At 59.6% G+C, this 25,713-nt stretch carries 23 protein-coding genes; 12 read left to right on the top strand and 11 right to left on the bottom strand.

All coding sequences use genetic code 11. The annotated features are described in order from the left end of the window. Positions 1-26: 26 nt before the first annotated feature. Together ACA079_RS29770 and ACA079_RS29765 are read right to left on the bottom strand one after the other, a co-directional pair. Positions 27-791 carry a TOBE domain-containing protein gene (locus ACA079_RS29770; RefSeq protein ID WP_497701851.1) on the bottom strand — a complete coding sequence of 255 codons (765 nt, stop codon included), beginning with the start codon at positions 789-791 and terminating at the stop codon, positions 27-29. Between the two features lie 63 nt (positions 792-854). Beyond that, on the bottom strand, positions 855-1,595 hold the full coding sequence (locus ACA079_RS29765) for a ComF family protein (protein ID WP_497701850.1): 741 nt from the start codon (positions 1,593-1,595) through the stop codon (positions 855-857). A gap of 93 nt (positions 1,596-1,688) precedes the next feature. Here ACA079_RS29765 and bioB point away from each other — a divergent pair, with 93 nt between their 5' ends. The 10 genes from bioB (at position 1,689) to ACA079_RS29715 (ending at position 14,139) form a co-directional block, all read left to right on the top strand. After that, complete coding sequence (gene bioB, locus ACA079_RS29760) at positions 1,689-2,744, top strand: biotin synthase BioB (RefSeq protein WP_129440595.1); 1,056 nt, start codon at positions 1,689-1,691, stop codon at positions 2,742-2,744. 169 nt (positions 2,745-2,913) lie between these two features. Continuing rightward, complete coding sequence (bioF, locus tag ACA079_RS29755) at positions 2,914-4,092, top strand: 8-amino-7-oxononanoate synthase (RefSeq protein ID WP_497701849.1); 1,179 nt, start codon at positions 2,914-2,916, stop codon at positions 4,090-4,092. Continuing rightward, positions 4,085-4,816 carry an alpha/beta fold hydrolase gene (locus tag ACA079_RS29750; RefSeq protein WP_497701848.1) on the top strand — a complete coding sequence of 244 codons (732 nt, stop codon included), beginning with the start codon at positions 4,085-4,087 and terminating at the stop codon, positions 4,814-4,816. The genes bioF and ACA079_RS29750 overlap by 8 nt, the downstream gene beginning before the upstream one ends. After that, on the top strand, positions 4,809-5,621 hold the full coding sequence (bioC, locus tag ACA079_RS29745; protein WP_497701847.1) for a malonyl-ACP O-methyltransferase BioC: 813 nt from the start codon (positions 4,809-4,811) through the stop codon (positions 5,619-5,621). The genes ACA079_RS29750 and bioC overlap by 8 nt, the downstream gene beginning before the upstream one ends. Next, positions 5,618-6,298 (top strand): dethiobiotin synthase, encoded by a 681-nt coding sequence (gene bioD / locus ACA079_RS29740; RefSeq protein ID WP_497701846.1) that lies wholly within the window; start codon positions 5,618-5,620, stop codon positions 6,296-6,298. The genes bioC and bioD overlap by 4 nt, the downstream gene beginning before the upstream one ends. A 121-nt stretch (positions 6,299-6,419) precedes the next feature. Beyond that, positions 6,420-6,716 (top strand): pyrroloquinoline quinone biosynthesis protein PqqE, encoded by a 297-nt coding sequence (locus ACA079_RS29735; protein WP_497701845.1) that lies wholly within the window; start codon positions 6,420-6,422, stop codon positions 6,714-6,716. A 276-nt stretch (positions 6,717-6,992) separates the two neighbouring features. Next, the gene (locus tag ACA079_RS29730; protein ID WP_111448570.1) at positions 6,993-8,798 is read left to right on the top strand and encodes a phenylacyl-CoA dehydrogenase; all 1,806 of its coding nucleotides are present in this window, start codon (positions 6,993-6,995) and stop codon (positions 8,796-8,798) included. 198 nt (positions 8,799-8,996) lie between these two features. After that, positions 8,997-10,286 (top strand): GGDEF domain-containing protein, encoded by a 1,290-nt coding sequence (locus ACA079_RS29725; RefSeq protein WP_497701844.1) that lies wholly within the window; start codon positions 8,997-8,999, stop codon positions 10,284-10,286. A gap of 90 nt (positions 10,287-10,376) precedes the next feature. Next, positions 10,377-12,173, top strand: a complete 1,797-nt coding sequence (locus ACA079_RS29720) for an acyl-CoA dehydrogenase C-terminal domain-containing protein (RefSeq protein ID WP_497701843.1) — start codon at positions 10,377-10,379, stop codon at positions 12,171-12,173. A gap of 187 nt (positions 12,174-12,360) precedes the next feature. Beyond that, positions 12,361-14,139, top strand: coding sequence for an acyl-CoA dehydrogenase C-terminal domain-containing protein (locus tag ACA079_RS29715; RefSeq protein WP_497701842.1), 1,779 nt, complete (start codon positions 12,361-12,363; stop codon positions 14,137-14,139). 227 nt (positions 14,140-14,366) lie between these two features. Here ACA079_RS29715 and ACA079_RS29710 read toward each other — a convergent pair whose 3' ends face one another. After that, positions 14,367-15,296, bottom strand: a complete 930-nt coding sequence (locus ACA079_RS29710; RefSeq protein WP_046045351.1) for a LysR family transcriptional regulator — start codon at positions 15,294-15,296, stop codon at positions 14,367-14,369. Between the two features lie 169 nt (positions 15,297-15,465). Between ACA079_RS29710 and ACA079_RS29705 the strand changes: the two genes are divergently transcribed. Both ACA079_RS29705 and ACA079_RS29700 read left to right on the top strand, forming a co-directional pair. Then, positions 15,466-16,749, top strand: coding sequence for an aspartate aminotransferase family protein (locus ACA079_RS29705; RefSeq protein WP_497701841.1), 1,284 nt, complete (start codon positions 15,466-15,468; stop codon positions 16,747-16,749). Between the two features lie 208 nt (positions 16,750-16,957). Then, the gene (locus ACA079_RS29700; RefSeq protein WP_007904205.1) at positions 16,958-17,116 is read left to right on the top strand and encodes a YqaE/Pmp3 family membrane protein; all 159 of its coding nucleotides are present in this window, start codon (positions 16,958-16,960) and stop codon (positions 17,114-17,116) included. Positions 17,117-17,181: 65 nt separating this feature from the next. Here ACA079_RS29700 and ACA079_RS29695 read toward each other — a convergent pair whose 3' ends face one another. The 8 genes from ACA079_RS29695 to ACA079_RS29660 form a co-directional block, all read right to left on the bottom strand. Then, positions 17,182-19,008 (bottom strand): alpha/beta hydrolase family protein, encoded by a 1,827-nt coding sequence (locus ACA079_RS29695; protein WP_497701840.1) that lies wholly within the window; start codon positions 19,006-19,008, stop codon positions 17,182-17,184. Beyond that, complete coding sequence (pqqE, locus tag ACA079_RS29690) at positions 18,974-20,128, bottom strand: pyrroloquinoline quinone biosynthesis protein PqqE (protein ID WP_497704394.1); 1,155 nt, start codon at positions 20,126-20,128, stop codon at positions 18,974-18,976. The genes ACA079_RS29695 and pqqE overlap by 35 nt, the downstream gene beginning before the upstream one ends. Then, positions 20,121-20,396: a pyrroloquinoline quinone biosynthesis peptide chaperone PqqD gene (gene pqqD / locus ACA079_RS29685; protein WP_415771827.1), complete on the bottom strand. Its 276-nt coding sequence runs from the start codon at positions 20,394-20,396 to the stop codon at positions 20,121-20,123. The genes pqqE and pqqD overlap by 8 nt, the downstream gene beginning before the upstream one ends. Next, the gene (gene pqqC / locus ACA079_RS29680; RefSeq protein WP_140674669.1) at positions 20,393-21,145 is read right to left on the bottom strand and encodes a pyrroloquinoline-quinone synthase PqqC; all 753 of its coding nucleotides are present in this window, start codon (positions 21,143-21,145) and stop codon (positions 20,393-20,395) included. Before pqqC ends, pqqD begins: the two co-directional genes overlap by 4 nt. A 66-nt stretch (positions 21,146-21,211) precedes the next feature. Further along, the gene (pqqB, locus tag ACA079_RS29675; protein WP_497701839.1) at positions 21,212-22,123 is read right to left on the bottom strand and encodes a pyrroloquinoline quinone biosynthesis protein PqqB; all 912 of its coding nucleotides are present in this window, start codon (positions 22,121-22,123) and stop codon (positions 21,212-21,214) included. A gap of 75 nt (positions 22,124-22,198) precedes the next feature. Beyond that, complete coding sequence (pqqA, locus tag ACA079_RS29670) at positions 22,199-22,273, bottom strand: pyrroloquinoline quinone precursor peptide PqqA (protein ID WP_009045898.1); 75 nt, start codon at positions 22,271-22,273, stop codon at positions 22,199-22,201. 155 nt (positions 22,274-22,428) lie between these two features. Continuing rightward, a complete protein-coding gene (gene pqqF, locus ACA079_RS29665) occupies positions 22,429-24,858 on the bottom strand; it encodes a pyrroloquinoline quinone biosynthesis protein PqqF (protein ID WP_497701838.1) in 2,430 nt (809 codons plus the stop codon). Positions 24,859-24,906: 48 nt separating this feature from the next. After that, on the bottom strand, positions 24,907-25,701 hold the full coding sequence (locus ACA079_RS29660; RefSeq protein ID WP_497701837.1) for a carbon-nitrogen hydrolase family protein: 795 nt from the start codon (positions 25,699-25,701) through the stop codon (positions 24,907-24,909). Positions 25,702-25,713: the final 12 nt, after the last annotated feature.

Raw genomic sequence — 25,713 nt, 5'->3', positions numbered from 1 at the left:
TAATGAGCGTTAATGACACTTGTGTTTCAAAGCGGTGTACCGAGCAAAACGTTGGATGGCGCGAACTGCACCAGCACCGGTTTATCGGCGGCCAGACCTAGGGTTCTCAAGTGCAGCGGTTCGGCCAGCGCGCAGAGTGTCTGGCCATTGGGCAGGCCAATGCGCACTTCGCTGGGGCCGTCCTCGGCGTCGAGAATTTCTTCGATGATGCCCTTGAGGCGATTATTGCCGGGTGTTGCCACTTGATCGATGCCCAGCAACTCCAGCCAACCGGCCTTGATCAGTGCGACCACTTCGGTGCCGGTTTCGAGGTCAAGACGCAGGGTGCTGTCGTGAGTGATCTGCGCATCGATGCTCAAGCCTTCGGCCAGTTCAAGGCGAATCCGGTCGTTGTGCCCTTGGGTATCAATCGCCACGACCTTGCCATGCAGTTGATTGCGCGCGCTGGTTCTGAGCATCAGTCGGCCGAGCAGGTCGAGATCGCTGGCATCTTCGGCGGCTTCCAGCACCTGAGCCTGCAAGGCTTGCAGCTTTTGATACAGGCGCAATACGCGCTCGCCTTCGCTGGAGAGTTTGGCGCCGCCGCCGCCCTTGCCGCCGACACTGCGCTCCACCAACGGTTTTTGCGCAAGGTTGTTCAGCTCATCGATGGCGTCCCAAGCCGCTTTGTAACTCAGCCCCGCGCTTTTCGCAGCGCGGGTGATCGAGCCCTGTTCGGCGATGTGTTGCAGCAACGCGATGCGCTGCGGACGACGGACGATGTGCTGGGACAACAACGTAGGCAAGGACATGGCAAGACGCTTTGGGCTGTGGCGATGGGAAGGACGTTGGCGACTTGGGGCCCGGGAGTCAAGTCAGGGCGCATCGCCGGGTTTGGGCGTGCGAGCCAGACAATAGACGTCCACCCGCGCGGCGCCGGCGTCCATCAACAGACGAGCCAAGGCTTGCGCCGTGGCGCCGGTGGTCAACACATCGTCCACCAATGCTAAATGACGACCCTTGATGCACGCATCGGGCGTCAGGGCGAAGGCGTTGCGCAGGTTTTTTTTGCGGGCCTCGGCATTCAGGTCCTGTTGTGCGCTGGTGTCCAGAATCCTCAGCAACAGCGTTTCATCGCACGGAATGTCGAGGCTGGTGCTGAGCCAGCGGGCGAGCATCGCGGCCTGGTTGAAACCCCGTTTACGCAGTCGTTTGGAGGCCAGCGGAACCGGGATGAGCGCGTCGGGTCGATTCAGGTCTTCATCGAAGCGATGTTGCAGGAACTGAGCGAGAAGTTCGGCGAGCAGGCGACCAAACGGCCACTTCGCAGAGTGTTTGAAGCGAGTGATTAACGTGTCCACCGGAAAGCTGTAAGTCCAGGGCGCGGCGACCCGTTCAAAGGCTGGCGGTTGTTTCAGGCATTGGCCGCAGGTCAGACCAGCGGTGGGCAACGGCAGGGCGCAGGTTTGGCATTGATCGCCGATCCAGGGCAACTCCGTTTCACAGGCCATGCAGATGGGTGTGCATTCATCGGCGGGTTCTGAACAGAGCAAACAGAATTGTTCGTTTATTAACCAGATGTAAACCGGTCCGTCGTATCGTGGTTGACAGCGCATGAGTCTTCCTTAAATATGCCGAACATCCGTGTCGCGTCTGTGGGTATTCCATTCCCCCAGTCGCTTGCCAAGCATAAAACAAAGGAAACGCCCATGAGCGCCAGCACCACTGCAACCCTGCGTCATGACTGGTCTTTGGCCGAAGTCAAAGCACTCTTCGTTCAGCCATTCAACGACCTGTTGTTCCAGGCGCAGACGGTGCACCGCGCGCATTTCGACGCCAATCGGGTCCAGGTGTCGACGCTGCTGTCGATCAAAACCGGTGCCTGCCCGGAAGATTGCAAATATTGTCCGCAGTCCGGTCACTACAACACCGGCCTGGAAAAAGAAAAACTGATGGAAGTGCAGAAGGTCCTCGAAGAGGCCGCTCGTGCCAAGGCCATCGGTTCGACCCGTTTCTGCATGGGCGCGGCGTGGAAACATCCGTCGGCCAAAGACATGCCTTACGTGCTGGAAATGGTCAAAGGCGTGAAAGCCATGGGCCTGGAAACCTGCATGACCCTCGGTCGCCTTGATCAGGACCAGACCGTCGCTCTGGCTGACGCCGGCCTCGACTACTACAACCACAACCTCGATACCTCGCCTGAGTTCTACGGCAGCATCATCACCACCCGTACTTACAGCGAGCGCCTGCAGACCCTGGCCTACGTGCGTGAATCGGGGATGAAGATCTGCTCCGGCGGCATCCTCGGCATGGGCGAGTCGCTTGATGACCGCGCCAATCTGCTGATCCAGCTGGCCAACCTGCCAGAGCATCCAGAGTCGGTGCCGATCAACATGCTGGTGAAAGTCGCCGGTACGCCGCTGGAAAATGCTGACGATATCGACCCGTTCGACTTCATCCGCATGCTGGCTGTCGCACGTATCCTGATGCCGCAATCCCACGTGCGCCTGTCCGCCGGCCGCGAAGCGATGAACGAGCAGATGCAGGCCCTGGCGTTCTTCGCCGGCGCGAACTCGATTTTCTACGGCGATAAGCTGCTGACCACCGCCAACCCGCAGGCCGACAAGGACATGCAACTGTTCGGGCGCTTAGGGATCCTGCCGGAAGCGCGCGAAGAGCACGCGGACGAAGTGCATCAGGCCGCGATCGAACAAGCGCTGGTCGAGCAGAAGAGCAGCGAGCAGTTCTATAACGCTGCTGTCTGACCCGCCGGTTCCTCTGAAGGAATGTAGATCCATGTGGGAGCGAGCTTGCTCGCGATGACGGAGTGACATTCAACATTGATGTTGACTGAGCCGACGCCATCGCGAGCAAGCTCGCTCCCACAGGGGATTGTGCAACTTTCGCACTCTGTGATCTGACCTCGAGGCCTGCATGTCTTTCGATCTCGCCGCACGCCTTGCTGCCCGTCGTGCCGAAAATCTCTACCGCCAACGTCCATTACTTGAAAGCCCCCAAGGCCCGGAAGTGGTGGTCGATGGTCAACCGTTGCTGGCGTTCTGTAACAACGACTACCTGGGACTGGCCAATCACCCGCAAGTGATCGAAGCCTGGCGCGCCGGTGCGACCCGTTGGGGCGTCGGCGGCGGGGCGTCGCATTTGGTCATCGGCCACAGCAGTCCGCATCACGCGCTGGAAGAGGCCCTGGCCGATTTCACCGGTCGACCGCGCGCACTGTTGTTCACCACCGGTTACATGGCCAACCTCGGCGCGGTCACCGCACTGATCGGGCAGGGCGATACGGTGCTGGAAGACCGGCTCAATCACGCGTCCCTGCTGGATGCGGGTCTGTTGTCCGGAGCGCGCTTCAATCGCTATCTGCACAACGACGCGGCGAGTCTGGCCAAGCGTCTCGAGAAGGCGACCGGCAATACCCTGGTGGTCACCGACGGTGTGTTCAGCATGGACGGCGACATCGCCGACCTGCCAGCGTTGGCTCGGGAAGCCAAGGCCAAAGGTGCATGGTTGATGGTCGATGACGCTCACGGCTTTGGCCCGTTGGGCGCCAATGGCGGCGGGATCGTCGAGCATTTCGGCCTGAGTCAGGAAGACGTGCCGGTACTGGTTGGCACCCTCGGCAAAGCGTTCGGGACCGCCGGGGCATTTGTGGCTGGCAGCGAAGAGCTGATCGAGAGCCTGATCCAGTTCGCCCGTCCCTACATTTACACCACCAGCCAGCCGCCGGCGCTGGCCTGCGCGACGCTGAAAAGCCTTGAGTTGCTACGCAGCGAACATTGGCGACGTGAGCATTTGAAGATGCTCATTGCCCAATTCCGCCATGGCGCCGAGCAGATCGGCCTGGAGTTGATGGACAGCTTCACGCCGATCCAGCCGATCATGATCGGCGATGCCGGGCGTGCGGTTCGACTGTCGCAGATGCTGCGTGAACGCGGTCTGATGGTCACTGCGATCCGTCCCCCGACCGTGCCCGCCGGCAGCGCCCGACTGCGGGTGACCCTGACTGCCGCGCACAGCGAGGCGCAGGTACAGCTATTGTTAAATGGACTGGCCGATTGTTTTCAACAACTGGGACCGGAGCCAAGCCATGCGTGATCGTCTGATTCTGCTGCCCGGCTGGGGCCTCGGAATTTCTCCCCTTGAGCCCTTGGCGGCAGCGTTACAAGGGCTGGATGAACACTTGCGGGTCGAGATCGAGCCGTTGCCGGAACTGGAATCGAGCGATCTTGAGGAGTGGCTCGATGAGCTGGATTCGACGTTGCCTCAGGATGCCTGGCTCGGCGGCTGGTCACTCGGCGGCATGCTCGCTTCAGAGTTGGCAGCCCGGCGCGGCGATCGCTGCTGCGGCTTGCTGACGCTGGCGAGCAATCCCTCTTTTGTCGCCCATGAGCAATGGCCGAGCGCGATGCCTGCCGAAACCTTCGATGCGTTTCTGGCCGGTTGCAAGGCTGATCCGCGCATGACGTTGAAGCGTTTTTCGCTGCTCTGCGCTCAGGGTGCCGAAGACCCGCGCGGGTTGTCTCGCCTGTTGCTCGGTGGCGCGCCACACACTTCGGCAGAGGTGCTGATGAGCGGCCTGGAGCTGCTCGCACAACTGGATACCCGCCAGGCTTTGCAGGCGTTTCGTGGCCCGCAACTGCACTTGTTCGCCGGCCTCGATGGACTAGTTCCAGCCGAAGCGGCGGGGGACCTGCTGACATTGCTGCCGGATGTTGAAATTGGTCTGATCGAGGAGGCCAGTCACGCGTTTCTTCTGGAAGACCCTCACGGTGTGGCGGGGGCGATTCAGGCCTTTTTGCATGAGTCCGGTGATGACTGATTTATCCCTTCCCAACCTGCCCGGCGGTTTGCCCGACAAACGCCAGGTGGCGGCATCTTTTTCCCGTGCGGCGGCAAGCTACGACAGCGTGGCCGAATTTCAGCGTGACGTTGGCAGTGAATTGTCGAGTCGTTTGCCGGAGGACTTCGTGCCGGGTGTGTGGCTGGATCTGGGCTGCGGCACCGGGCATTTCAGCCGTGCATTGGGCGAGCGCTTTCCTGCCAGTCACGGACTGGCATTGGACATCGCCGAAGGCATGCTCAATCACGCCCGGCCATTGGGCGGTGCAGCGCATTTCATCGCAGGCGATGCCGAGCGGTTGCCGTTGCAGGATTCGACCTGCGATCTGATCTTCTCCAGTCTGGCGGTGCAGTGGTGTTCGGACTTCGCTTCGGTGCTCAGTGAAGCCAATCGCGTATTAAAACCTGGCGGAATTTTCGCGTTTGCTAGTCTGTGCGTGGGCACACTGTTAGAGCTGCGTGACAGCTGGCGTCAGGTGGATGGCATGGTGCACGTCAACCGCTTCCGCGAGTTCGGGGTTTATCAACAGCTTTGCGCGGACAGTGGGTTGAGCGTTGCGAGTCTGGAAACTCGACCACACGTGTTGCATTACCCGGATGTGCGCAGCCTCACCCATGAGCTGAAGGCGCTGGGTGCACACAACCTGAATCCCGGTCGGCCGGGTGGTTTGACCGGTAGGGCGCGGATCCTCGGATTGATCGAGGCTTATGAGCAGTTTCGTCAGGCCGAAGGATTGCCGGCGACTTATCAAGTGGTCTACGCCGTTTTGGAGAAACCTTTATGAGCGCAGCCTATTTCATCACCGGCACTGACACCGATGTCGGCAAGACCACCATTGCAGCAGGTTTGTTGCATGCCGCGCGGTCAGCCGGTTTGAGCACGGCGGCAGGCAAGCCGGTCGCCTCCGGTTGCGATGTGACGCCCAAGGGCTTGCGCAATGCCGATGCGCTGGCGTTGCTGGCGGAGTGCTCAGTGCCTTTGACTTATGCACAGGTCAACCCTGTGGCGTTCGAACCCGCCATCGCTCCGCATCTGGCGGCACGGGAGGCCGGTGTGGTGTTGACAGTGCAATCATTGTTGGCGCCCATGCAGGAAATTCTCGATATGCAGGCGGATTTCACCTTGATCGAAGGTGCTGGAGGCTGGCGGGTGCCTTTGGCGGACCAGGACAATCTTTCGGACCTGGCGATGGCGCTGGACCTGCCGGTGATCCTGGTGGTGGGCGTGCGCCTGGGTTGCATCAACCATGCGCTGCTGACGGCCGAGGCGATTGCTCAGGACGGTTTGCAGTTGGCGGGGTGGGTGGCCAATATCATCGATGCGAAGACTTCGCGTCTGGAAGAAAACCTTGCAACACTCGCTGAGCGGATCCCGGCACCGTGCCTTGGGCGAGTGCCGAAACTCAAGTTGGTGACGGCTGAAGCGGTGGCGGAGCATCTGCAACTGGATCTACTGGACTGAGTTTTCTGGCAGGGGTTTTAACTATGACAAGGCACTGTGCCATTAGTGTTTTTGTCGGGCCTTTTGTCTGTGGGTCTGCTTCAATGGCCGCTGTTGATCCTTTGCAAGGACGAGTTCTCCCATGGAAATCTCAGGAAACACCGCTTTTTATGCCGGTCTGAGCACTATTCAGACAGGGCAGAACCGTGTCGATCAAGCCTCTGGCCAGATCGCCAACACGACGATCGAGCGTTCGGTGACCAGCCAGTCTTCCGAGGCTCAGGTTGATCGCTTGCGCTCGGTAGATCGCAGTCAGCAGTCGGACCTGGCCAGTAACATGCTCGAGATGTCCCAAGGCAAATTTCAGGTTGAACTGGGTGTCAAAGTCGCCAAGGCATCCGACGAAGTGCTCGGTACGTTGATTGATACCTACGCTTGATCCCTCGCTGAATCCGCCCCTCCACGCCGCGACTATTCGCGGCGTTTTTCTGCGTAAGTCCTTCTCGCTCAACTAATCTCTTCTGCACAGCGTATTGCTCAGGCGACGGTGTTGAGTGGCTGTGGGTCTGGTATTTGCCTCAGGCGATGACGAACGGCAAAAGATCGGCGCTTGACAAGATTTAGGCGTAAACGTATGTTTCAAACAACTGTTTGACCGCCACAACAAATCAACGCGGTCGTTCATTCCCGGTTACATCAGCAGAGGTTTATCGCTATGCCTGACTACAAGGCCCCCTTGCGTGATATTCGCTTCGTTCGTGACGAACTGCTCGGCTACGAAGCGCACTATCAGAGCCTTCCGGCTTGCCAGGACGCAACTCCAGACATGGTTGACGCCATTCTCGAAGAAGGCGCCAAGTTTTGTGAGCAGGTGCTGGCTCCGCTGAACCGCGTGGGTGACACCGAAGGCTGCACCTGGAGCGAGTCCGGCGTTAAAACCCCGACGGGCTTCAAAGAAGCCTACAAACAATTTGTCGAAGGCGGCTGGCCAAGCCTGGCTCACGACGTAGAGCACGGTGGCCAAGGCCTGCCGGAATCTCTGGGTCTGGCTGTCAGCGAAATGGTTGGCGAAGCCAACTGGTCGTGGGGTATGTACCCAGGCCTGTCCCATGGCGCGATGAACACCATTTCCGAGCACGGCACGCCTGAGCAGCAAGAGGCTTACCTGACCAAACTGGTTTCCGGCGAATGGACCGGCACCATGTGCCTGACCGAACCGCATTGCGGCACCGATCTGGGCATGCTGCGCACCAAGGCTGAACCTCAGGCCGACGGTTCCTACAAAGTCTCCGGCACCAAGATCTTCATCTCGGCCGGTGAACACGACATGGCCGACAACATCGTCCACATCGTGCTGGCACGTCTGCCGGATGCGCCGGCTGGCACCAAAGGTATTTCGCTGTTCATCGTTCCCAAGTTCATGCCGAACGAAGACGGTTCGGTCGGCGCACGCAACGCTGTGACCTGTGGTTCCCTGGAACACAAGATGGGCATCCACGGTAACGCCACCTGCGTGATGAACTTCGACGCGGCCACCGGTTACCTGATTGGCCCGGCGAACAAAGGCCTGAACTGCATGTTCACCTTCATGAACACCGCACGTCTGGGCACCGCGCTGCAAGGTCTGGCTCATGCCGAGATTGGCTTCCAGGGCGGTCTGAAATACGCTCGTGATCGTCTGCAAATGCGCTCCCTGACTGGCCCGAAAGCGCCGGAAAAAGCCGCTGACCCGATCATCGTTCACCCTGACGTACGTCGCATGCTGTTGACCATGAAAGCCTTCGCCGAAGGCAACCGTGCGATGGTTTACTTCACTGCCAAGCAAGTCGACATCGTCAAGTACGGCGTGGACGAAGAAGAGAAGAAGAAGGCCGACGCACTGCTGGCGTTCATGACGCCGATCGCCAAAGCCTTCATGACTGAAGTCGGCTTCGAATCCGCCAACCACGGTGTGCAAATCTACGGTGGCCACGGCTTCATCGCTGAGTGGGGCATGGAGCAGAACGTTCGCGACAGCCGTATTTCGATGCTGTACGAAGGCACCACCGGTATCCAGGCACTCGACCTGCTGGGCCGTAAAGTGCTGATGACTCAAGGCGAAGCCCTGAAAAGCTTCACCAAGATCGTCCACAAGTTCTGCCAGACCAACGAAGGCAACGAAGCGGTCAAAGAGTTCGTCGAGCCATTGGCTGCGCTGAACAAAGAGTGGGGCGAGCTGACCATGAAGGTCGGTATGGCGGCCATGAAAGACCGCGAAGAAGTCGGCGCGGCGTCGGTGGATTACCTGATGTACTCCGGTTACGCCTGCCTGGCTTACTTCTGGGCTGACATGGCGCGTCTGGCTGCCGAGAAACTGGCTGCCGGCACCACTGAAACGGCGTTCTACACCGCCAAGCTGCAGACTGCGCGCTTCTACTTCCAGCGCATCCTGCCGCGTACCCGCACTCACGTTGTAACCATGCTGTCGGGCGCTAACAACCTGATGGACATGAAAGAAGAAGACTTCGCGCTGGGTTACTAAGTCCCACGCTGTCGCTTCATAAAGCCGCTGCTTCCTCGGGAGCAGCGGCTTTTTTGTGCGCGATATCTACGCGTAAATATTCCCGACTAAAACGCTAAGAGGAATGCCTTTGCTGCCGTTAAAGAGGATGGCGATGTGACATGCCGCTCGAAGAGCAGGCACAATGCCATCTTTGTTTGCCGGGTCGGAGCTTTACCCTTGCCGCGTTCTTCCGCTGTACGTTTCAGCCATTTCCTGCCGTCGTTGCTGCTTTTGCTCGCGGGGCTGGCGGCTGCGTACGTGAAGGATTTGAACGTCTTTTTCACCTCGCTGTTCAACGTACTGCCAACCCTGGTGCTGTTGCTCGGCGGTGCTTACTGCGCGGTTTACCGACGTCAGCGTGAACTGTTTCTGATGGTCACGGTGTACATCGCCTACTTCCTGCTCGACACCCAGACCGACTATTACCGCGACAACGGCAAGGTTCGTGAAGACGCCGCTGTAGTCTTCCATCTGTGCTGCCTGTTGCTGCCGTTGCTCTATGGTGTGTTCGCCGGCTGGCAGGAACGCACGCACTTGTTCCAGGACATGGTGGCGCGCTTCGCCGTGTTGCTGGCCTTCGGTAGCGTGGTGTTGGGACTGGAACAAAGTTACCCGCAGGCGCTGTTGATGTGGCTGTCGGAGATCCGCTGGCCAGCGTTGCATGGCGCCTGGATGAGCCTGATCCAGTTGTCTTATCCAGTGTTTTTCGCCTCGTTTGCGTTACTGGCCTGGCAATACTGGCGCAATCCAAGACCCTTGCATGCCGCCCAATTGGTGGGCTTGCTCGGGTTGTTCTGGATGTTGCCGAAAACCTTCATCCTGCCGTTCACCCTGAACATCATGTGCAGCCAAGTGATGTTGATGATTGCCGCAGCGGTCGCCCATGAGGCCTATCAAATGGCCTTCCGCGACGAGCTTACCGGTCTGCCGGGCCGCCGCGCCTTGAATGAGCGGATGCAGCGATTGGGGCGCAATTACGTGCTGGCGATGAGCGACGTCGATCACTTCAAGAAATTCAATGACACCCACGGTCACGATGTCGGTGATCAGGTACTGCGACTTGTCGCCAGCAAGCTGTCGAAAATCGGCGGAGGCGGTAGGGCGTATCGCTACGGCGGTGAGGAATTCGCCCTGGTGTTTGCAGGCAAGACCCTCGAAGAGTGTATGCCGCACCTGGAAGTCATCCGCGAGTCCATCGCCACCTACAACATTCAACTGCGCAATCAGGACAGCCGCCCTCAGGACGACCAGCAAGGTCGTCAACGTCGCGCGGGCTCGGGCGCCTCAAGTGTGTCGGTCACCGTCAGCATCGGCGTGGCCGAACGACTGGAGCAACGCACCCCCGAAAAAGTGCTCAAGTCCGCTGACGAGGCGCTCTACAGTGCCAAGGGGGCGGGGCGAAACTGTGTGGTGGCGTTCGGTCAGACCCGTCGGGGCGCGGTGCGCATGGACGCCGCTAATGATTGAGTGATGATGGCGCATTCAGCGTCTGGACTGTGATTGTGAGGCCGGGTGTGCGGCAGTAGGTTTGGGGAATCTGCTGCCGGAGAAATGACCATGCCTGAGTACAAAGCTCCCCTGCGCGACATGCGCTTTCTGATCGACCACGTCTTCGATTTTCACAGCAACTACGCCGCGCTGGGCGCCACCGATGCCAGCCCGGACATGGTCAATGCGATCCTCGAAGAAGGTGCAAAGTTCTGTGAGAACGTTCTCGCACCGCTGAACCGCAGCGGCGACGAAGAAGGCTGCCATTTCGACAATGGCGTGGTGACTACGCCTACAGGCTTCAAGCAGGCCTTCGCACAATACGTTGAAGGTGGCTGGCACGGTCTGGCGGCTGACCCGGTTTACGGCGGCCAGGGTTTGCCGAGTTCACTGGGGCTGGTAATCAGCGAAATGGTCGGCTCCAGCAACACCTCCTGGGGCATGTACCCCGGCCTGACTCACGGCGCGATGTCGGCGATCCACGCCCATGGCACTGAAGAACAGAAACAGACTTATCTGAGCAAACTCACCGCCGGCCAATGGACCGGCACCATGTGCCTGACCGAAGCCCATTGCGGCACTGACCTGGGCATCATCAAAACCCGCGCCGTGCCTGCGGCCGATGGCAGCTATGCGATCTCCGGCAGCAAGATCTTCATCTCTGCCGGCGAGCACGACATGAGTGAAAACATCATTCACCTGGTGCTGGCGAAACTGCCGGACGCTCCAGCCGGGACCAAGGGCATTTCGCTGTTTATCGTTCCTAAATTCCTACCCAATGACGAGGGTGAGGCGGGCGAACGAAATGGTGTTTCCTGTGGCTCGATCGAACACAAAATGGGCATCAAGGCCTCGGCCACCTGTGTGCTGAATTTCGACGATGCCAAGGGCTTCTTGATCGGTGAGCCGAACAAGGGCCTGAATTGCATGTTCACCATGATGAACCACGCACGGCTTGGCACCGGCATGCAGGGTTTGTGTCTGGGGGAGGCGAGCTTTCAGGGTGCGATCAAGTACGCCAACGACCGTCTGCAGATGCGTGCGCTGACCGGCCCTAAAGCGCCGGAAAAGGCCGCCGACCCGATCATCGTTCATCCTGACGTGCGCAGGATGTTACTGACCATGAAGGCCTTCAACGAAGGCAATCGGGCGCTGACTTATTTCACCGCGCAGTTGTTGGACGTGGCGCATCTGAGCCCGGATGAAACGGCGCGTCAGGATGCCGAAGACCTGCTGGCGTTCCTCACGCCGATCTGCAAAGCCTTCATGACCGATACCGGACTGGAAGTGACCAACCACGGCATGCAGGTGTTCGGTGGTCACGGTTTTATCCGCGAGTGGGGCATGGAGCAATTGGTTCGTGACTGCCGGATCGCACCGATCTACGAAGGCACCAACGGCATTCAGGCGCTGGACTTGCTTGGAAGAAAAGTCCTCGGCAGCCAGGGGAAATTGCTGCGCGGGTTCACCAAAATCGTCCACAAGTTCTGTGCGGCAAACGCCGGACATCCGCAACTTGCCAGCTACGTGGCGCAGCTCAACGACCTGAATCAGCAGTGGGGAGAGGTGACCACCAAGGTCGGCATGGCCGCAATGAAAAATCCGGATGAAGTCGGCGCGGCGTCGGTGGATTACCTGATGTACAGCGGTTACATCATCCTCGGCTATCTGTGGCTGCGCATGGCGTTGATCGCTCAGGCGCAGCTCGATGCGGGCAGTGGCGATGCCGATTACTGCCAGGCAAAACTGGCGACCAGCGAGTTTTACTTCAAGCGTTTGCTGCCACGTACTGCCGCTCATCGCGCCGCCATCGAAGCAGGTAGTGATTGCCTGATGAAGCTGCCGGCGGAGTTGTTTGCGCTTTAATCTTTAAAACCAGTGACAAAGGAGCCCGCGTTATTGCGGGCTTTTTTATGACTGAATAGTCAGTGACTAAACATTACAAAACGGTCACTGGCTGACCCTATGTGTCGCAAAAGTTGTTGGGTTACACTCGAACCCAACGAAAGCACCACTCCTACGAATCACCTGTTTAGATCTTGCGAGGTTTGCCATGGCTGACTACAAAGCGCCCCTGCGCGATATGCGCTTCGTCCTCAATGAAGTTTTCGAAGTCGCCAAACTCTGGGCCGAGCTGCCTGCGCTGGCCGAGACTGTCGATGCGGAAACGGTCGAAGCCATTCTTGAAGAGGCCGGCAAGGTCACCAGCAAAAGCATCGCACCTCTGAGCCGTGCGGCTGACGAAGAAGGTTGCCATTGGGCGGACGGTGCCGTCACCACGCCAGCAGGTTTCCCACAGGCTTATCAGACTTACGCTGAAGGCGGTTGGGTCGGTGTCGGCGGCGATCCGACCTACGGCGGTATGGGCATGCCCAAGGCTGTTTCGGCTCAGGTCGAAGAAATGGTCAACTCCGCCAGCCTGTCGTTCGGCCTGTACCCGATGCTGACTGCGGGCGCCTGCCTGTCGATCAACGCCCACGCCAGCGAAGAGCTGAAAGCCGCGTACCTGCCGAACATGTACGCCGGCGTCTGGGCCGGCTCCATGTGCCTGACCGAGCCACACGCCGGTACTGACCTGGGGATCATTCGTACCAAAGCCGAACCTCAGGCTGACGGTTCCTACAAGGTTAGCGGCACCAAGATCTTCATCACCGGCGGCGAACACGACCTGACCGAGAACATCATCCACCTGGTACTGGCCAAACTGCCGGACGCGCCAGCGGGGCCGAAAGGCATTTCGCTGTTCCTGGTGCCGAAGTTCATGGTCAATGCCGATGGCAGCCTGGGCGCTCGTAACCCGGCCAACTGCGGTTCGATCGAACACAAGATGGGCATCCAGGCGTCCGCGACCTGTGTGATGAACTTCGACGAGGCCGTGGGTTACCTGGTCGGCGAGCCAAACAAAGGTTTGGCCGCGATGTTCACCATGATGAACTACGAGCGTCTGGGGGTTGGTATCCAAGGCCTGGCCACCGGCGAGCGCTCCTACCAGAACGCCATCGAATACGCCCGCGACCGTCTGCAAAGCCGTTCGCCGACCGGCGCGCAAAACAAGGATAAGGTCGCTGACCCGATCATCGTCCACCCGGACGTGCGGCGCATGTTGCTGACCATGAAAGCTTCGAACGAAGGCGGTCGTGCCTTCTCGACGTACGTGGCCATGCAACTGGACACCGCCAAGTTCAGCGAAGACGCCGCGACCCGCAAACGGGCGGAAGATTTGGTGGCCTTGCTGACCCCGGTGGCCAAGGCGTTCCTGACCGACCTGGGTCTGGAAACCACGATTCACGGCCAGCAGGTGTTCGGCGGCCACGGTTACATCCGTGAGTGGGGCCAGGAGCAATTGGTCCGCGACGTGCGCATCACCCAGATCTACGAAGGCACCAACGGCATTCAGGCGCTGGACCTGGTGGGACGCAAGATCGTCGGCACCGGCGGGGCGTTCTACAACCTGTTCGCCGACGAGATCCGTCATTTCACCGCGACTGCCAGTGCTGATCTGGCCGAGTTCACCAAACCGCTGAACGATGCCGTGACCACCCTCGATGAACTGACCGCGTGGCTGCTCGATCGGGCGAAAAACAACCCGAACGAAATCGGCGCTGCCTCGGTCGAGTATCTGCAAGCATTCGGTTACGTGTCGTATGCGTACATGTGGGCACTGATGGCCAAGGCCGCTTTTGGCAAAGAGGCGCAGGACGATTTCTACGCGAGCAAATTGGGCACGGCGCGCTTCTATTTCGCCCGTCTACTGCCGCGTATTCACTCGTTGAGCGCGTCGGTGAAGGCTGGTAGCGAGTCGTTGTTCCTGCTGGACGCAGGGCAGTTCTGACGATGTAGCGTCATGTAAGCATTCTCTTACATAACGTGCTGCTCTTCTCCCATAGATGAAGATTGGATCCACAGCTAATCTACTTCACATGGACGTCGCGCAGGAAGCGCAAAGCAACAACACGGACACGTAGGATTCTGCCAGGACGGCGGAGTGAAATGGATGTCAGGGAAACAGTCTGCAAAGCCCCGCTTCGGCGGGGTTTTCTTTTGCCTGCAGAAAAGTGCTCAGCTCATTTCATCCCGTGTTGCCGGGCTGCTCAAACGCCCCTCCGAGCCATTCATCACTTCTTCCAGCAACGTACGCAATAAGGCCAGCGAGGCCTGTTGCCGCTGCACATCCCGACACACCAATCCAACTTTAAGCGGCACCCTCGGCTCGCTCAATGGTTTCCACAACAGTTCCTTGTTGCCGTGTGCCTGTTGCGAGCGTCCGGGCAGCACCGTCGCCAGTCGCGTGTGCGGCAGACTGTCGAGAATCCCCGCCATGTTGTTCAGTTCTGCCTGTACCTGCGGACGTCGTCCCAGATTAGCCAGTTGCGCCTGCCAGATCTGCCGCACTTGAAACTCTTCACCCAGCAACAACATTGGCAATTCGGCGGCCTGACTCATGGACACTTTCTTGAATTCCCGCAGTGGATGGTCCGCCGGGATGACAAGAGTCAGTTCATCTTCGTACAGCATCACGCCGTGTAACCCCGGCTGACGAGGCGGCAGATAGCTGATACCGATGTCCAGAGAACCGTTGAGCAAGCGCCGCTCGATTTCCAGCCCCGTCAGTTCATAGATCTGCACCACCAAATGCGGCTGCGCCTTGCGCACGCGTTCGAGCATCTGCGGCACCAGGCTGGTATGGACGGTCTGCAATACACCGATGGCCAATGTGCGCAGTGCCTGACCCTTGAAGTTGCCCAGGGCTTCCCGTGCCCGCTGCAATCCATCCAGCAAGGGCAGGGCATGGTTGTACAACGTATGAGCAGCCAGGGTTGGCAGCAGACGTTTGCTGCTGCGTTCGAACAGGCTCACATCGAGGTTTTGCTCGAGGTGGCGGATCTGCTGGGACAGCGCCGGTTGGGAGATTGAAAGCCGCTCGGCAGCCCGGCCCACATGACCTTCTTCGTAGACCGCGACGAAATAACGCAGTTGTTTGAAATCCATAAGGTGTGCTTATCGAAAATGCTGGGAAATCGAAATGGCCCAAGGCCTTGCGTGAGCCTAGTCTAACCGCATTCACAAGGCTTACAGGGCCACAGGGCGCGATGAATACCGTTTGCTTCGAGGGTGTTTACATAGGTAAGGCAAAAAACCTCGCACGAGGTTTGATCAGATGAACCTGTTTAATTTGCGGCGCACTCCTCCGAGTCTTGATGACCTGGCTGTGGACACCTTCTTGCCGTCCAAAGGCGACAACTTTTCCAGCGAGTGCCTGATGCCCAGTGTCGAGCGACCGAAACAGATATTCGTGCGCGGCCAGGGCTCATGGTTGTGGGACAGCGATGACCGCGCGTATCTGGATTTCTCACAGGGTGGCGGGGCCAATAGTCTCGGACACAGCCCTTCGGTACTGGTCAACGCCATCGCGGCGCAGGCTCAGTCGTTGATCAACCCCGGCTTCGGCCTGCATAACCGCGGCATGCTCAATCTTGCTGAGCGACTGTGTTCCAGCACCGGGAGTGATCAGGCGTACCTGCTCAACAGTGGCAGCGAAGCCTGTGAAGCGGCGATCAAACTGGCGCGCAAATGGGGCCAACGGCATCGCGGCGGGGCTTCGCGGATCATTGTTGCCAACAACGGCTGCCATGGTCGTAGTCTGGGGACGATTTCGGCGTCGGACAGTTCGAGTCTGACTAACCGGTTCGAGCCGTTGCTTCCGGGCTTCAGTCACGTTCCGTTCAATGACCTTCCGGCCTTGCATGCGGCCGTCGACGCCCAGACCGTGGCGATCATGCTCGAACCGATCCAGAGCGAAGCCGGGGTGATACCGGCCACCGAGCATTACCTCAAAGGGGTCGAGCGCCTGTGCCGTGAGCTGGGCATTCTGCTGATCTTCGACGAAGTGCAAACCGGTTTAGGGCGTTGTGGCACCTTGCTCGCCGAACAATCCTACGGCGTGCGGGCAGATATCGTTGTTCTCGGCAAAGGGCTGGGCGGTGGCGTGCCATTGGCAGCGTTGCTGGCTCGGGGCAAAGCTTGCTGTTTCGACGTCGGTGAAGTGACAGGAACTCATCATGGCAATGCGCTGATGACGGCGGCCGGTCTTGCCGTCCTCGACAGCGTGCAGGACAAGGGATTTCTCGATCATGTCGGGGAAACCGGTCAGCACCTGTGCGAAGGTCTGCAGCGTTTAACCCATCGCTATGGTCACGGTGAGTTGCGCGGAAAAGGACTGTTCTGGGGTCTTACCTTGTCCGACGAATCGGCTGACGCCGTCGTCAAAGCGGCGTTGTACGAAGGCTTGCTGCTCAACGCTCCGCAGCCTGATTGCCTGCGCTTTACCCCGGCTCTGACCGTCAGCAAAACCAACATCGACGAAATGCTCCTGCGCCTGGCCCGCGCCTTCTCCCGCGTGCGCACTGCGCAACTGCAGTGCCGCAAAGGGATTGCCGTCTGATCAGACCTGTCCTACACGAATTCCCGAACCGTCTCGCGGTATAACGCATCGCCCCATGCCTGATTCTTTTGGCGTGGGGCGTTTTTTTGTCTGCGAAACTCACCGCGATGGTTGGGTGCTCGGAAGTCACAGAACTGAACCCTGACGAACGGCAAAGGTCGATTAGCTGTAGGCTCACGCGAGCCAACTTTAATCAGGAGCTGACCCCATGGACTTTATTCGCATCATCATCGCCATTCTGTTGCCGCCACTGGGTGTGTTTCTGCAAGTCGGTTTCGCCGGGGCGTTCTGGCTGAACATTCTGCTGACGTTGTGCGGTTACATCCCCGGGATCGTGCATGCGGTGTACATCATCGCCAAGCGCTGAGTTTCGCGGCGTCAGATAGATCGCTTTCGCGGGCAAGCCGTGCCCGCGAATGGAGCGCTGCGATCTCACTCCGCCAACGCCATTACCCTTCGATAAAACAACCACTCCTGCTCCAGCGCATGGGCCTGATTGCCGGCCTTGCGAAAGCCATGGCGTTCGTCTGCGTAGTAATGCGCTTCAACCAGAATGCCGTTGTCCTGTAGCGCCGTGACCATGTCGCGGGTCTGTTGCGGCACCACCACAGCGTCCAGTTCTCCCTGAAAGAAAATCACCGGAACACTGATGTTGCCCGCGTGCAGCACCGGCGTTCGAGCCGCGTAGCGTTCGGCATCCTGCACCGGGTCGCCGATCAGCCAATCCAGATAATCGCCTTCGAACTTGTGGGTCGTTCGGCTCAGCGCCACAGGATCACTGACGCCATACAGGCTGGCGCCAGCGCGGAAAACGTTGTGAAAGGCCAATGCGCAAAGGGTGGTGTAGCCACCTGCACTGCCGCCGCGAATAAACGCCTGGTTGCCGTCGATCAGTCCGCGACCGGCAAGATGAGCGACGACTGCGCAAGCGTCTTCCACATCTACTTCACCCCAGCTCAAATGCAGCGCTTGCCGATAAGCCCGGCCATAGCCACTGCTGCCGCGGTAGTTAAGGTCGGCCACGGCGAACCCACGTTGCGCCCAGTACTGGATACGCGGATCGAGCATGGGGTAGCAGGCCGATGTCGGGCCGCCGTGGATGAACACCACCAGAGGCGGTTTCGCATCACCGGTCATCGCTGGATAGAAGAAGCCGTGCGCCTCGCCCGAACCGCTCGGGTAGCGCAGGGTTTGCGGGACGCTGATCTGCTCGGCAGGCAACGGTGCAATACCGCCAGCCAGTGTTTTGACCTGCCGGGTCTGGCGGTCGATGGCAATGACTGCCGACGAACTGACGGGCGAAGCGGCGATGCAGTAAATGAACTGCTCATCCAATGCGAGAGACCGGAAGCGGCTGTAATTACCCGTGAAATCTTCACCGGCGTCACCACAAATACCCAGTCTGCCAAACCCGTCTTCGGTCCAGCTCGCCAGATAGCGGCCTTCGCTCAGCGGCAACCAGGTGCAGCCACCCAGCTGCCACGGTGCTGGTCCATGATCAGCGGCGGCACTCGGAAGTGGGCTCAGACCGTCTGCCGATTCCACCCAGGGCTGCCAGTAGCCGCCGCGATCTGTCAGGCAAAACAGACGGCCGCTGGTATCGAACCTCGGTTGTTGCAGCGATTCCTCAGCGTCTTCGCCCGCCACGCAACGCGGCAGAGCAAAACGGCCATCGCTCTGGCGTTCGGCAACCATCAGGCGAGTCGCGGTCCATGGCTGATCCGGGCGGCTCCATTCGATCCACGCCAGTCGTTGCGCGTCGGGACTCAACGTCGGCGCGGCATAGAAATCAGCGCCTTCGGCCAGCAGATGACGTACCCCGTCAGCCACATCGATAGCCACCAGTCGATGCCGATCGCGGTTTTCTTCAACCGCCAATACCTGCCCGTTAGCGAACTGCAGATCGCCGTATCGGCAGTCGCCTGAGCTCAGCAACTCGGGTGTCTCGCCGGCCAGCGACTGCCGATACAGCTGTTGGTCCGCCTCGTTGACGAACACTATCCCGTCATCGGTCAGACAGAACGCGCCGCCGCCATATTCGTACACGCGACTGCGCGCACTGAAGCCCGCTGGCGTCAGGCAGTGCGCCTGGCCGTCACGCCAATGCCAGATCCGACAGGCGGCATCCTCGGGACGGTACTCGTTCCAGAACAAGCCATGTGGGCCGACCTGCAACTCGGCGAAGTCGATGCCGGCCGCAACAGCCTTGGCAGCGCTGAAGGGTTCAGCTTTTAGCGATGAGTCGTGAATTTCGTTCATTGCGAAAGGCCAATTGTTCAATGGTCTGGGTCGCGTGTTCGGCTTCTTCGCGAGCCTTGAGGATCACGCCGTGATGTTCCGACTTGCTGCACACCGGGTCGGCGTTGCTCGCGTCCCCCGTGAGCATGAATGCCTGGCAGCGACAGCCGCCGAAGTCTTTTTCTTTCTCGTCGCAGGAACGGCACGGCTCGGGCATCCAGTCGTAACCGCGAAAGCGGTTGAAGCCGAAGGAGTCGTACCAAATGTGCTGCATGCTGTGGTCGCGCACGTTGGGAAACTGCACCGGCATCTGTCGGGCGCCGTGACAAGGTAGAGCGGTTCCGTCCGGTGTGACTGTCAGAAAAATACTGCCCCAGCCATTCATGCAGGCTTTCGGGCGCTCTTCGTAATAGTCAGGGGTGACGAAAATCAGCTTGCACGGGTGCCCTTCGGCTTCGAGTTTGGCGCGGTATTCGTTGGTGATGCGTTCGGCGCGGACCAGTTGTTCCTTGGTCGGCAACAGACCGACCCGATTGAGCTGCGCCCAACCGTAGAACTGGCACGTGGCGAGTTCGACGAAGTCCGCCTCAAGGGCGATGCACAGCTCGATGATCCGGTCGATCTTGTCGATGTTGTGCCGATGGGTCACGAAGTTCAGCACCATCGGATAGCCGTGGGCTTTCACTGCGCGGGCCATTTCCAGCTTTTGGGCGAAGGCTTTTTTCGAGCCGGCCAGCAAGTTGTTCACTTGCTCGTCGCTGGCCTGAAAGCTGATCTGAATGTGGTCCAGGCCGGCCTTCTTGAAGTCGCTGATTTTCTGCTCGGTCAGGCCGATGCCGGAGGTGATCAGATTGGTGTAGAACCCCAGCTTGCGCGCCTCGGTGATCAGCTCGGCGAGGTCCTGGCGCACCAGCGGTTCGCCGCCGGAAAAGCCTAACTGCGCCGCGCCCATTTCCCGCGCTTCGCGGAACACTTTGATCCACTGTTCGGTGCTCAGCTCTTTGCCTTGCTCGGCGAAGTCCAGCGGATTGGAGCAGTACGGGCATTGCAACGGGCAGCGATAGGTCAGCTCGGCCAGCAGCCACAGCGGCAGGCCGATTTCGGGCTTGGGTGGTAAATTGTCTGACGCGGAATCAGGCAAGTTCGATCCAGTGCTGAGCACGGGCGACCTCCATGAATTGCTCGATGTCGTCACCGAGCTCGGGCACGCCGGGGAACTGCGCGTCCAGTTCGGCGATGATCGCCGCGACGTCACGCTCGCCGTCGATCAAACCGCCGATCAGTGCGGCGCTTTCGTTGAGTTTGATCATGCCTTCCGGGTAGAGCAGCACATGACCTTTCTGCGCCGGTTCGTACTGGTAGCGGTAGCCCTGACGCCAGGTCGGGGTCTTGCTGCGATCAAAACTCATAAGGTGATTCCTTTATGCCAGACCCGTTGCTCGGTCACGCTGTGATACGGCGGGCGTTTCAGTTCGTAGGCCATGCTCATGGCATCGAGCATGCTCCAAAGGATGTCGAGTTTGAACTGGAGAATTTCCAGCATGCGCTCTTGGCCGGCCCGCGTCGTGTAGTGCTGCAAAGTGATCGCCAAGCCGTGTTCCACATCGCGGCGTGCCTGACCCAGCCGGGTGCGGAAATACTCGTAACCAGCCGGGTCGATCCACGGGTAATGCTGCGGCCAGCTGTCGAGGCGCGACTGGTGGATCTGCGGCGCAAACAGTTCGGTCAGCGAGCTGCTGGCGGCTTCCTGCCAACTGGCACGGCGGGCGAAGTTGACGTAGGCATCGACGGCAAATCGCACGCCGGGCAGTACCAATTCCTGCGAGCGTAGCTGATCCGGGTCGAGGCCGACGGCCTGGCCCAGGCGCAGCCAGGCTTCGATGCCGCCGTCTTCGCCGGGGGCGCCGTCATGGTCGAGCAAACGCTGAATCCACTCACGACGAATCTCGCGGTCCGGGCAGTTGGCGAGGATCGCGGCGTCCTTGAGTGGAATGTTCACTTGATAATAGAAACGGTTGGCCACCCAGCCCTGGATCTGCTCGCGCGTTGCCCGGCCTTCGTACATCGCCACGTGATACGGGTGATAGATGTGGTAATAGGCGCCCTTGGCGCGCAGGGCTGCTTCGAACTCGGCGGGGGACATTGCTGTGTCAGTCATTTCGGTTCTCCGGGAACAACCGTAGGTGTGTAGTGCTCGCGATAGACCGCGCAGCGGTCTCGGCTCTTAAAGCACAATACTCATGCCGTCATACGCCACTTCAACATTGCGCCGAGCCAGTTCTGCACGCTCTGGCGAATCCTCATCAAGAATCGGGTTGGTGTTGTTGATGTGGATAAGCACTTTGCGCTGCTTGGGCAGTTGTTCCAGCACTTCCAGCATGCCGCCGGGGCCGTTCTGTGCCAGGTGGCCCATTTCCCGGCCGGTACGGGTGCCGACGCCACGACGCTGCATTTCGTCGTCATCCCACATCGTGCCGTCCACCAGCAGGCAATCGCTGCCGGCCATGATTTCCAGCAGCGGGGCGTCGACCTTGCCCAGGCCCGGTGCGTAGAACAGTTTGCCGCCGGTGTTGAGGTCCTCAACGATCAGGCCGATGTTGTCGCCGGGGTGCGGGTCGAAGCGGTGCGGCGAGTACGGCGGTGCGGCGCTGCGCAGTGGCAAGGGGGTGAAGCGCAGGCTCGGGCAGGCCGGAATGGTGAAGCTGCGGTCGAGCTCGATCTGGTTCCAGGTCAGCCCGCCGTTCCAGTGGGTCAGCATGGTGAACAGCGGGAAACCGGTGCTCAGGTCTTCGTGGACCATGTCGGTGCACCAGACCTGGTGCGGGCAACCTTCGCGCAGGCTAAGCAGGCCGGTGGTGTGGTCGATCTGGCTGTCCATCAGGATGATCGCGTTGATGCCGGTATCGCGCAGGGCTCGGCCCGGTTGCATCGGGGCGAAGCTCTGGAGTTGGGCGCGGATGTCCGGCGAGGCGTTGCACAACACCCAGTTCACGCCGTTATCGGAAATTGCGATGGACGACTGGGTCCGCGCTTTGGCGTTCAGGCTGCCATCGCGAAAACCTGCGCAGTTCACGCAGTTGCAGTTCCACTGGGGGAAACCACCGCCAGCGGCGGAACCTAGAATCTGGACAAACATGGCCGCTCCATCTTTCGAATACTGAAAATAAAAACGCCTCGGCGAGCCGAGGCGTTGCACTGCGCTACAAAAAGATTAGCGGCTTGCGAAGTACATGGTGACTTCAAAGCCGATACGCAGGTCGGTGTAAGCAGGTTTGGACCAGGACATAGGAGCGCTCCTTCAGGTGATGGGACAGTTGAGGTCTATACATATAGTCCACCTCCAGCCGGAGATGTTCAGATAGTTAGGTGGCTATGTTACTCAAAATTACAGGGCGATTGGCCGGGAATCTTTGAGAAAGCTAATTGCAGCACCGGTAATGATCATTTTGCCGCTTGCCAAGGCGAAGCCGGGCACGGCCCGCTGGCCAGACAGCGCCAACCGCCTTCGGCCTGATTCAGTCGTTGTGCGGCGACCAGTAACGTTTCGCGGTCGATCACCAGAATTGCCTGAGGCAGTTGAGTCAGATATTCCGACGAGTGGCCGGCCAGTTTGCCCTGCCAGAGCAGTTCGGCGGCCTGCGCATTGGGCAGCGCCGCGCTATTGAATTGATCGGCCAGTGTCTGGCGCTGGTCGATGAAGGTCTCGTCATTGATGTCTTCGATCATCCCGGCCAATCCGCTCAGGAAGTGTTCGATGTGTTCCAGCAGATCCAGAGGGGCGACGCTGGGTGATTGCACGCCGAACAACAGTCCGGTCTGCCCATGGATCTGCCGCAGGGCGCTGAACACCGCATAGCCGAGCTGCAGTTCTACCCGCAGGCGTTGGTAAAACGGCGTCTGGCAGACGTGAGCCAGCAAGCGCCATGCGGCTTCGTCAGCGATGTTTGCAGTTGCCGTCGGGCAGAAGAGCAACAAGGCGTGTTCGCTGGACCCGGTATCGACCGCGCTCCACAGATGCTGCGCGTTTATCGGCGAGGGCGGCGTCAGTTGATTGTCCGCAGTGCCTGGCACACGACTCAAGGCAAGGCCCATCGCCGCTTGTGTCTGGGCGGACAGGCCGGTCGCCAGACCATCCCAGCGTGCGCTCGACCAAAGCTGGATCAAATCGTCCGAGTCAGCGGTGCGCTCAAGGCAGTGATCGGGCAGCGCTTTAAGCAACTGTCGAATCGGCATCAACGCAACGCTCGGCACTTCTTGCGAGAAACCGGCATCAGGTGTTGTCAGTTCTTTCAGCGCATGTTCGAGGACGGTCGGCATCGGCTCCTGTAGCCCGGTCATTTTCAGCAGCCATTCATTGCCTGATGCGCTGAAGGAAAAATCGACACCTGCCTGACGAGCGTCTTCACGCAACGGCTGAAGGCGGTTTTCCAGGCTCATCTGAACGTTGCTGCGAGGTGCCGAGTCCAGACGCCAGCGCAGGTAAACGGCACCTTCGGCACTGTTATCCGGCAACGCCTGACTGAACTGCATGGGCGACCGTTCACGACGACCGCGTGAACGATCCTGAGCAAAGGTCCGCAAGCCTCGGTGTTTGCTGGTTTGGCCGCGGATCAGCCCGGCACTTGGGGCCGGAACCTCTGCGCGTAAAAACGGATTAGGTGTGGGCAGTTGCCATTGGCCGATGAAGTTATCCACAGCGCCGATTTGTTTCAGGACTTCCTTAAGGGCTGCAATGCCCGATTCGGATAACCCTGTTTCATGCTGTTCGCTGTCCAGTCGGGCCAGTTGCAGGGCGCCGCTGACTTGCTGTTGGCGTTGGAGCAGGGCGGCGTATTCTTCGCGCAACCCGGTCCAGGGTTGCTGTGAGGCAAAGAATCCAAGCCAATCCAGTAGCTGCTCGCGGATCCCGTTGGGCGTCGCGTTGGCAGGCAGCGTGAATTCGATGTGCAACAAAGCCTGGCCGGCGAACTGATACAACGGCGCAGCTTTCAGGCTGTCAGCCAAGCCGCGCTCGCGCAATTGCGCCAGCAGACCACCGGGTTTCGCGGCGTTCAGCCAATGACACAGGAACGCCAGCGCCTCGGGCGATGAATCGGGCAACGCGTCGAAGGCAAACAGCAGATCCAGTCGACGCGCTCCAGCCTGTTGATAACTTTTGTCCGAAGAATCCATCAGCGATGTAGGTGCTTGTTGCGGGACTTTTTCCCCTACGGGAATCGCAGCGCTAAAGCGCTGAGCCATCGCCCTCAACTCATCGAGACTCTGCGGCCCAGTCAGGCTCAAGGTCATCTGTCCGGTCTGATAAAACCGCTGATAAAAATCCTGCAAGGCTTGCTGGAACTCAGGTTGCGGCACCGGCAGGCTGTAGCGGTTGCCGGCGTGAAACGCCCGCAGCGGATGCGCCGCTGAAAGACCGTCGAACAGCGCAAATTTCTGCTGAGCGGTCGTATCCCGAGACCAGGCGACAAACTCTGCGTGCAGCACTTCCCGCTCCCGCCGCTGATCGTCCGGGTTCATACGTGGATGAGCGAGCATGTCAGACAGACGTTCCAGTCCCCCGGTAAACGCCTGAGGCGGTAACTCGAAAAAGTAATCCGTGGTGCGTTCGCTGGTCCGCGCATTCACCTGACCGCCATGACTCTGGACGTAGGCCATCAGTGCTTGGTCTGCGGGAAAGCGCTCTGTACCGAGAAACAGCAGGTGTTCGAGAAAGTGCGCCAGTCCGGGCCAGGCCAGCGGCACGTCATGGCTGCCAGCAGCGACCCGCAACACAGCAGCGCTACGTTTCAAATCAGGAGCATGACGCAGCGTCACCCGCAGGCCGTTGGCCAGGGTTTCAGTGTGAAGGTGGGGGTGATTCAGCGCAGGCATGAGCACTTCCAGAGCAGAGAAGTGCCAATGCTAGCGGATAACGATGGATCAGCGCTTGTTCAGCTCGCTGTAAAGCTCGGGACGACGATCGAGGAAGTAGCGATTGGCGGCGCGAGAATCGACCATCAACTGACGATCCAGCTCACCGACAATCAGCGCTTCATCGAGGCCTGCCTGGGCGATGCGGCTGCCATCCGGTGCGGCAATGCTGCTCTGGCCGCAATACTGGATCTCGCCTTCGTTGCCGCAATAGTTGGCATAAGCCACATAGCACTGGTTTTCGAAGGCCCGGGCGCGGACGGTGACGTCGGCGATGAAGTCGTAAGGAATCATGTTCGCCGTCGGCACCAGGATCAGCTCGGCGCCGGCCAGGGCCAGGCGCCGGGCGTTTTCCGGGAACTCCAGGTCGTAGCAGATCAGGAAGCCGAGCTTCCAGCCATTGAGTTCAACCAACGGAAACTCATCCGGCCCGGCGCTGAACATCGAGTGATCGAGGTCGCCAAACAGGTGAGTCTTGCGGTAGTTGCACAGGCGTTCGCCATTGGCGTCGATCAACTGCACGGCGTTGTAGATCTGCCCATCCTCGGTGCGCTCGGGATAGCCATACAAAATGGCGATCCCGGCCGTTTTGGCGATGCGCGCGATCTGCTGCGCCGACTCACCGTTGTGCACTTCCGCCAGCACGCTGACGGCATCGAGGCCGATGTTGTAGCCGGTCAAAAACATCTCCGGCAGCACCAGCAAATCCGCGCCCTTGGCCTCCAGCGCCAATTGATGCAGGCGTTGCAGATTGCCTGCGACATCCAGGGGCAGCGGTGGACATTGGTAAAGGGCTACGCGCATTTCGGATTCCTC

The sequence above is a fragment of the Pseudomonas sp. LBUM1645 genome, assembly GCF_059716185.1.
Note: the sequence above shows the minus strand (reverse complement) of the source record. Positions and strands in the feature narration are given on the sequence as shown.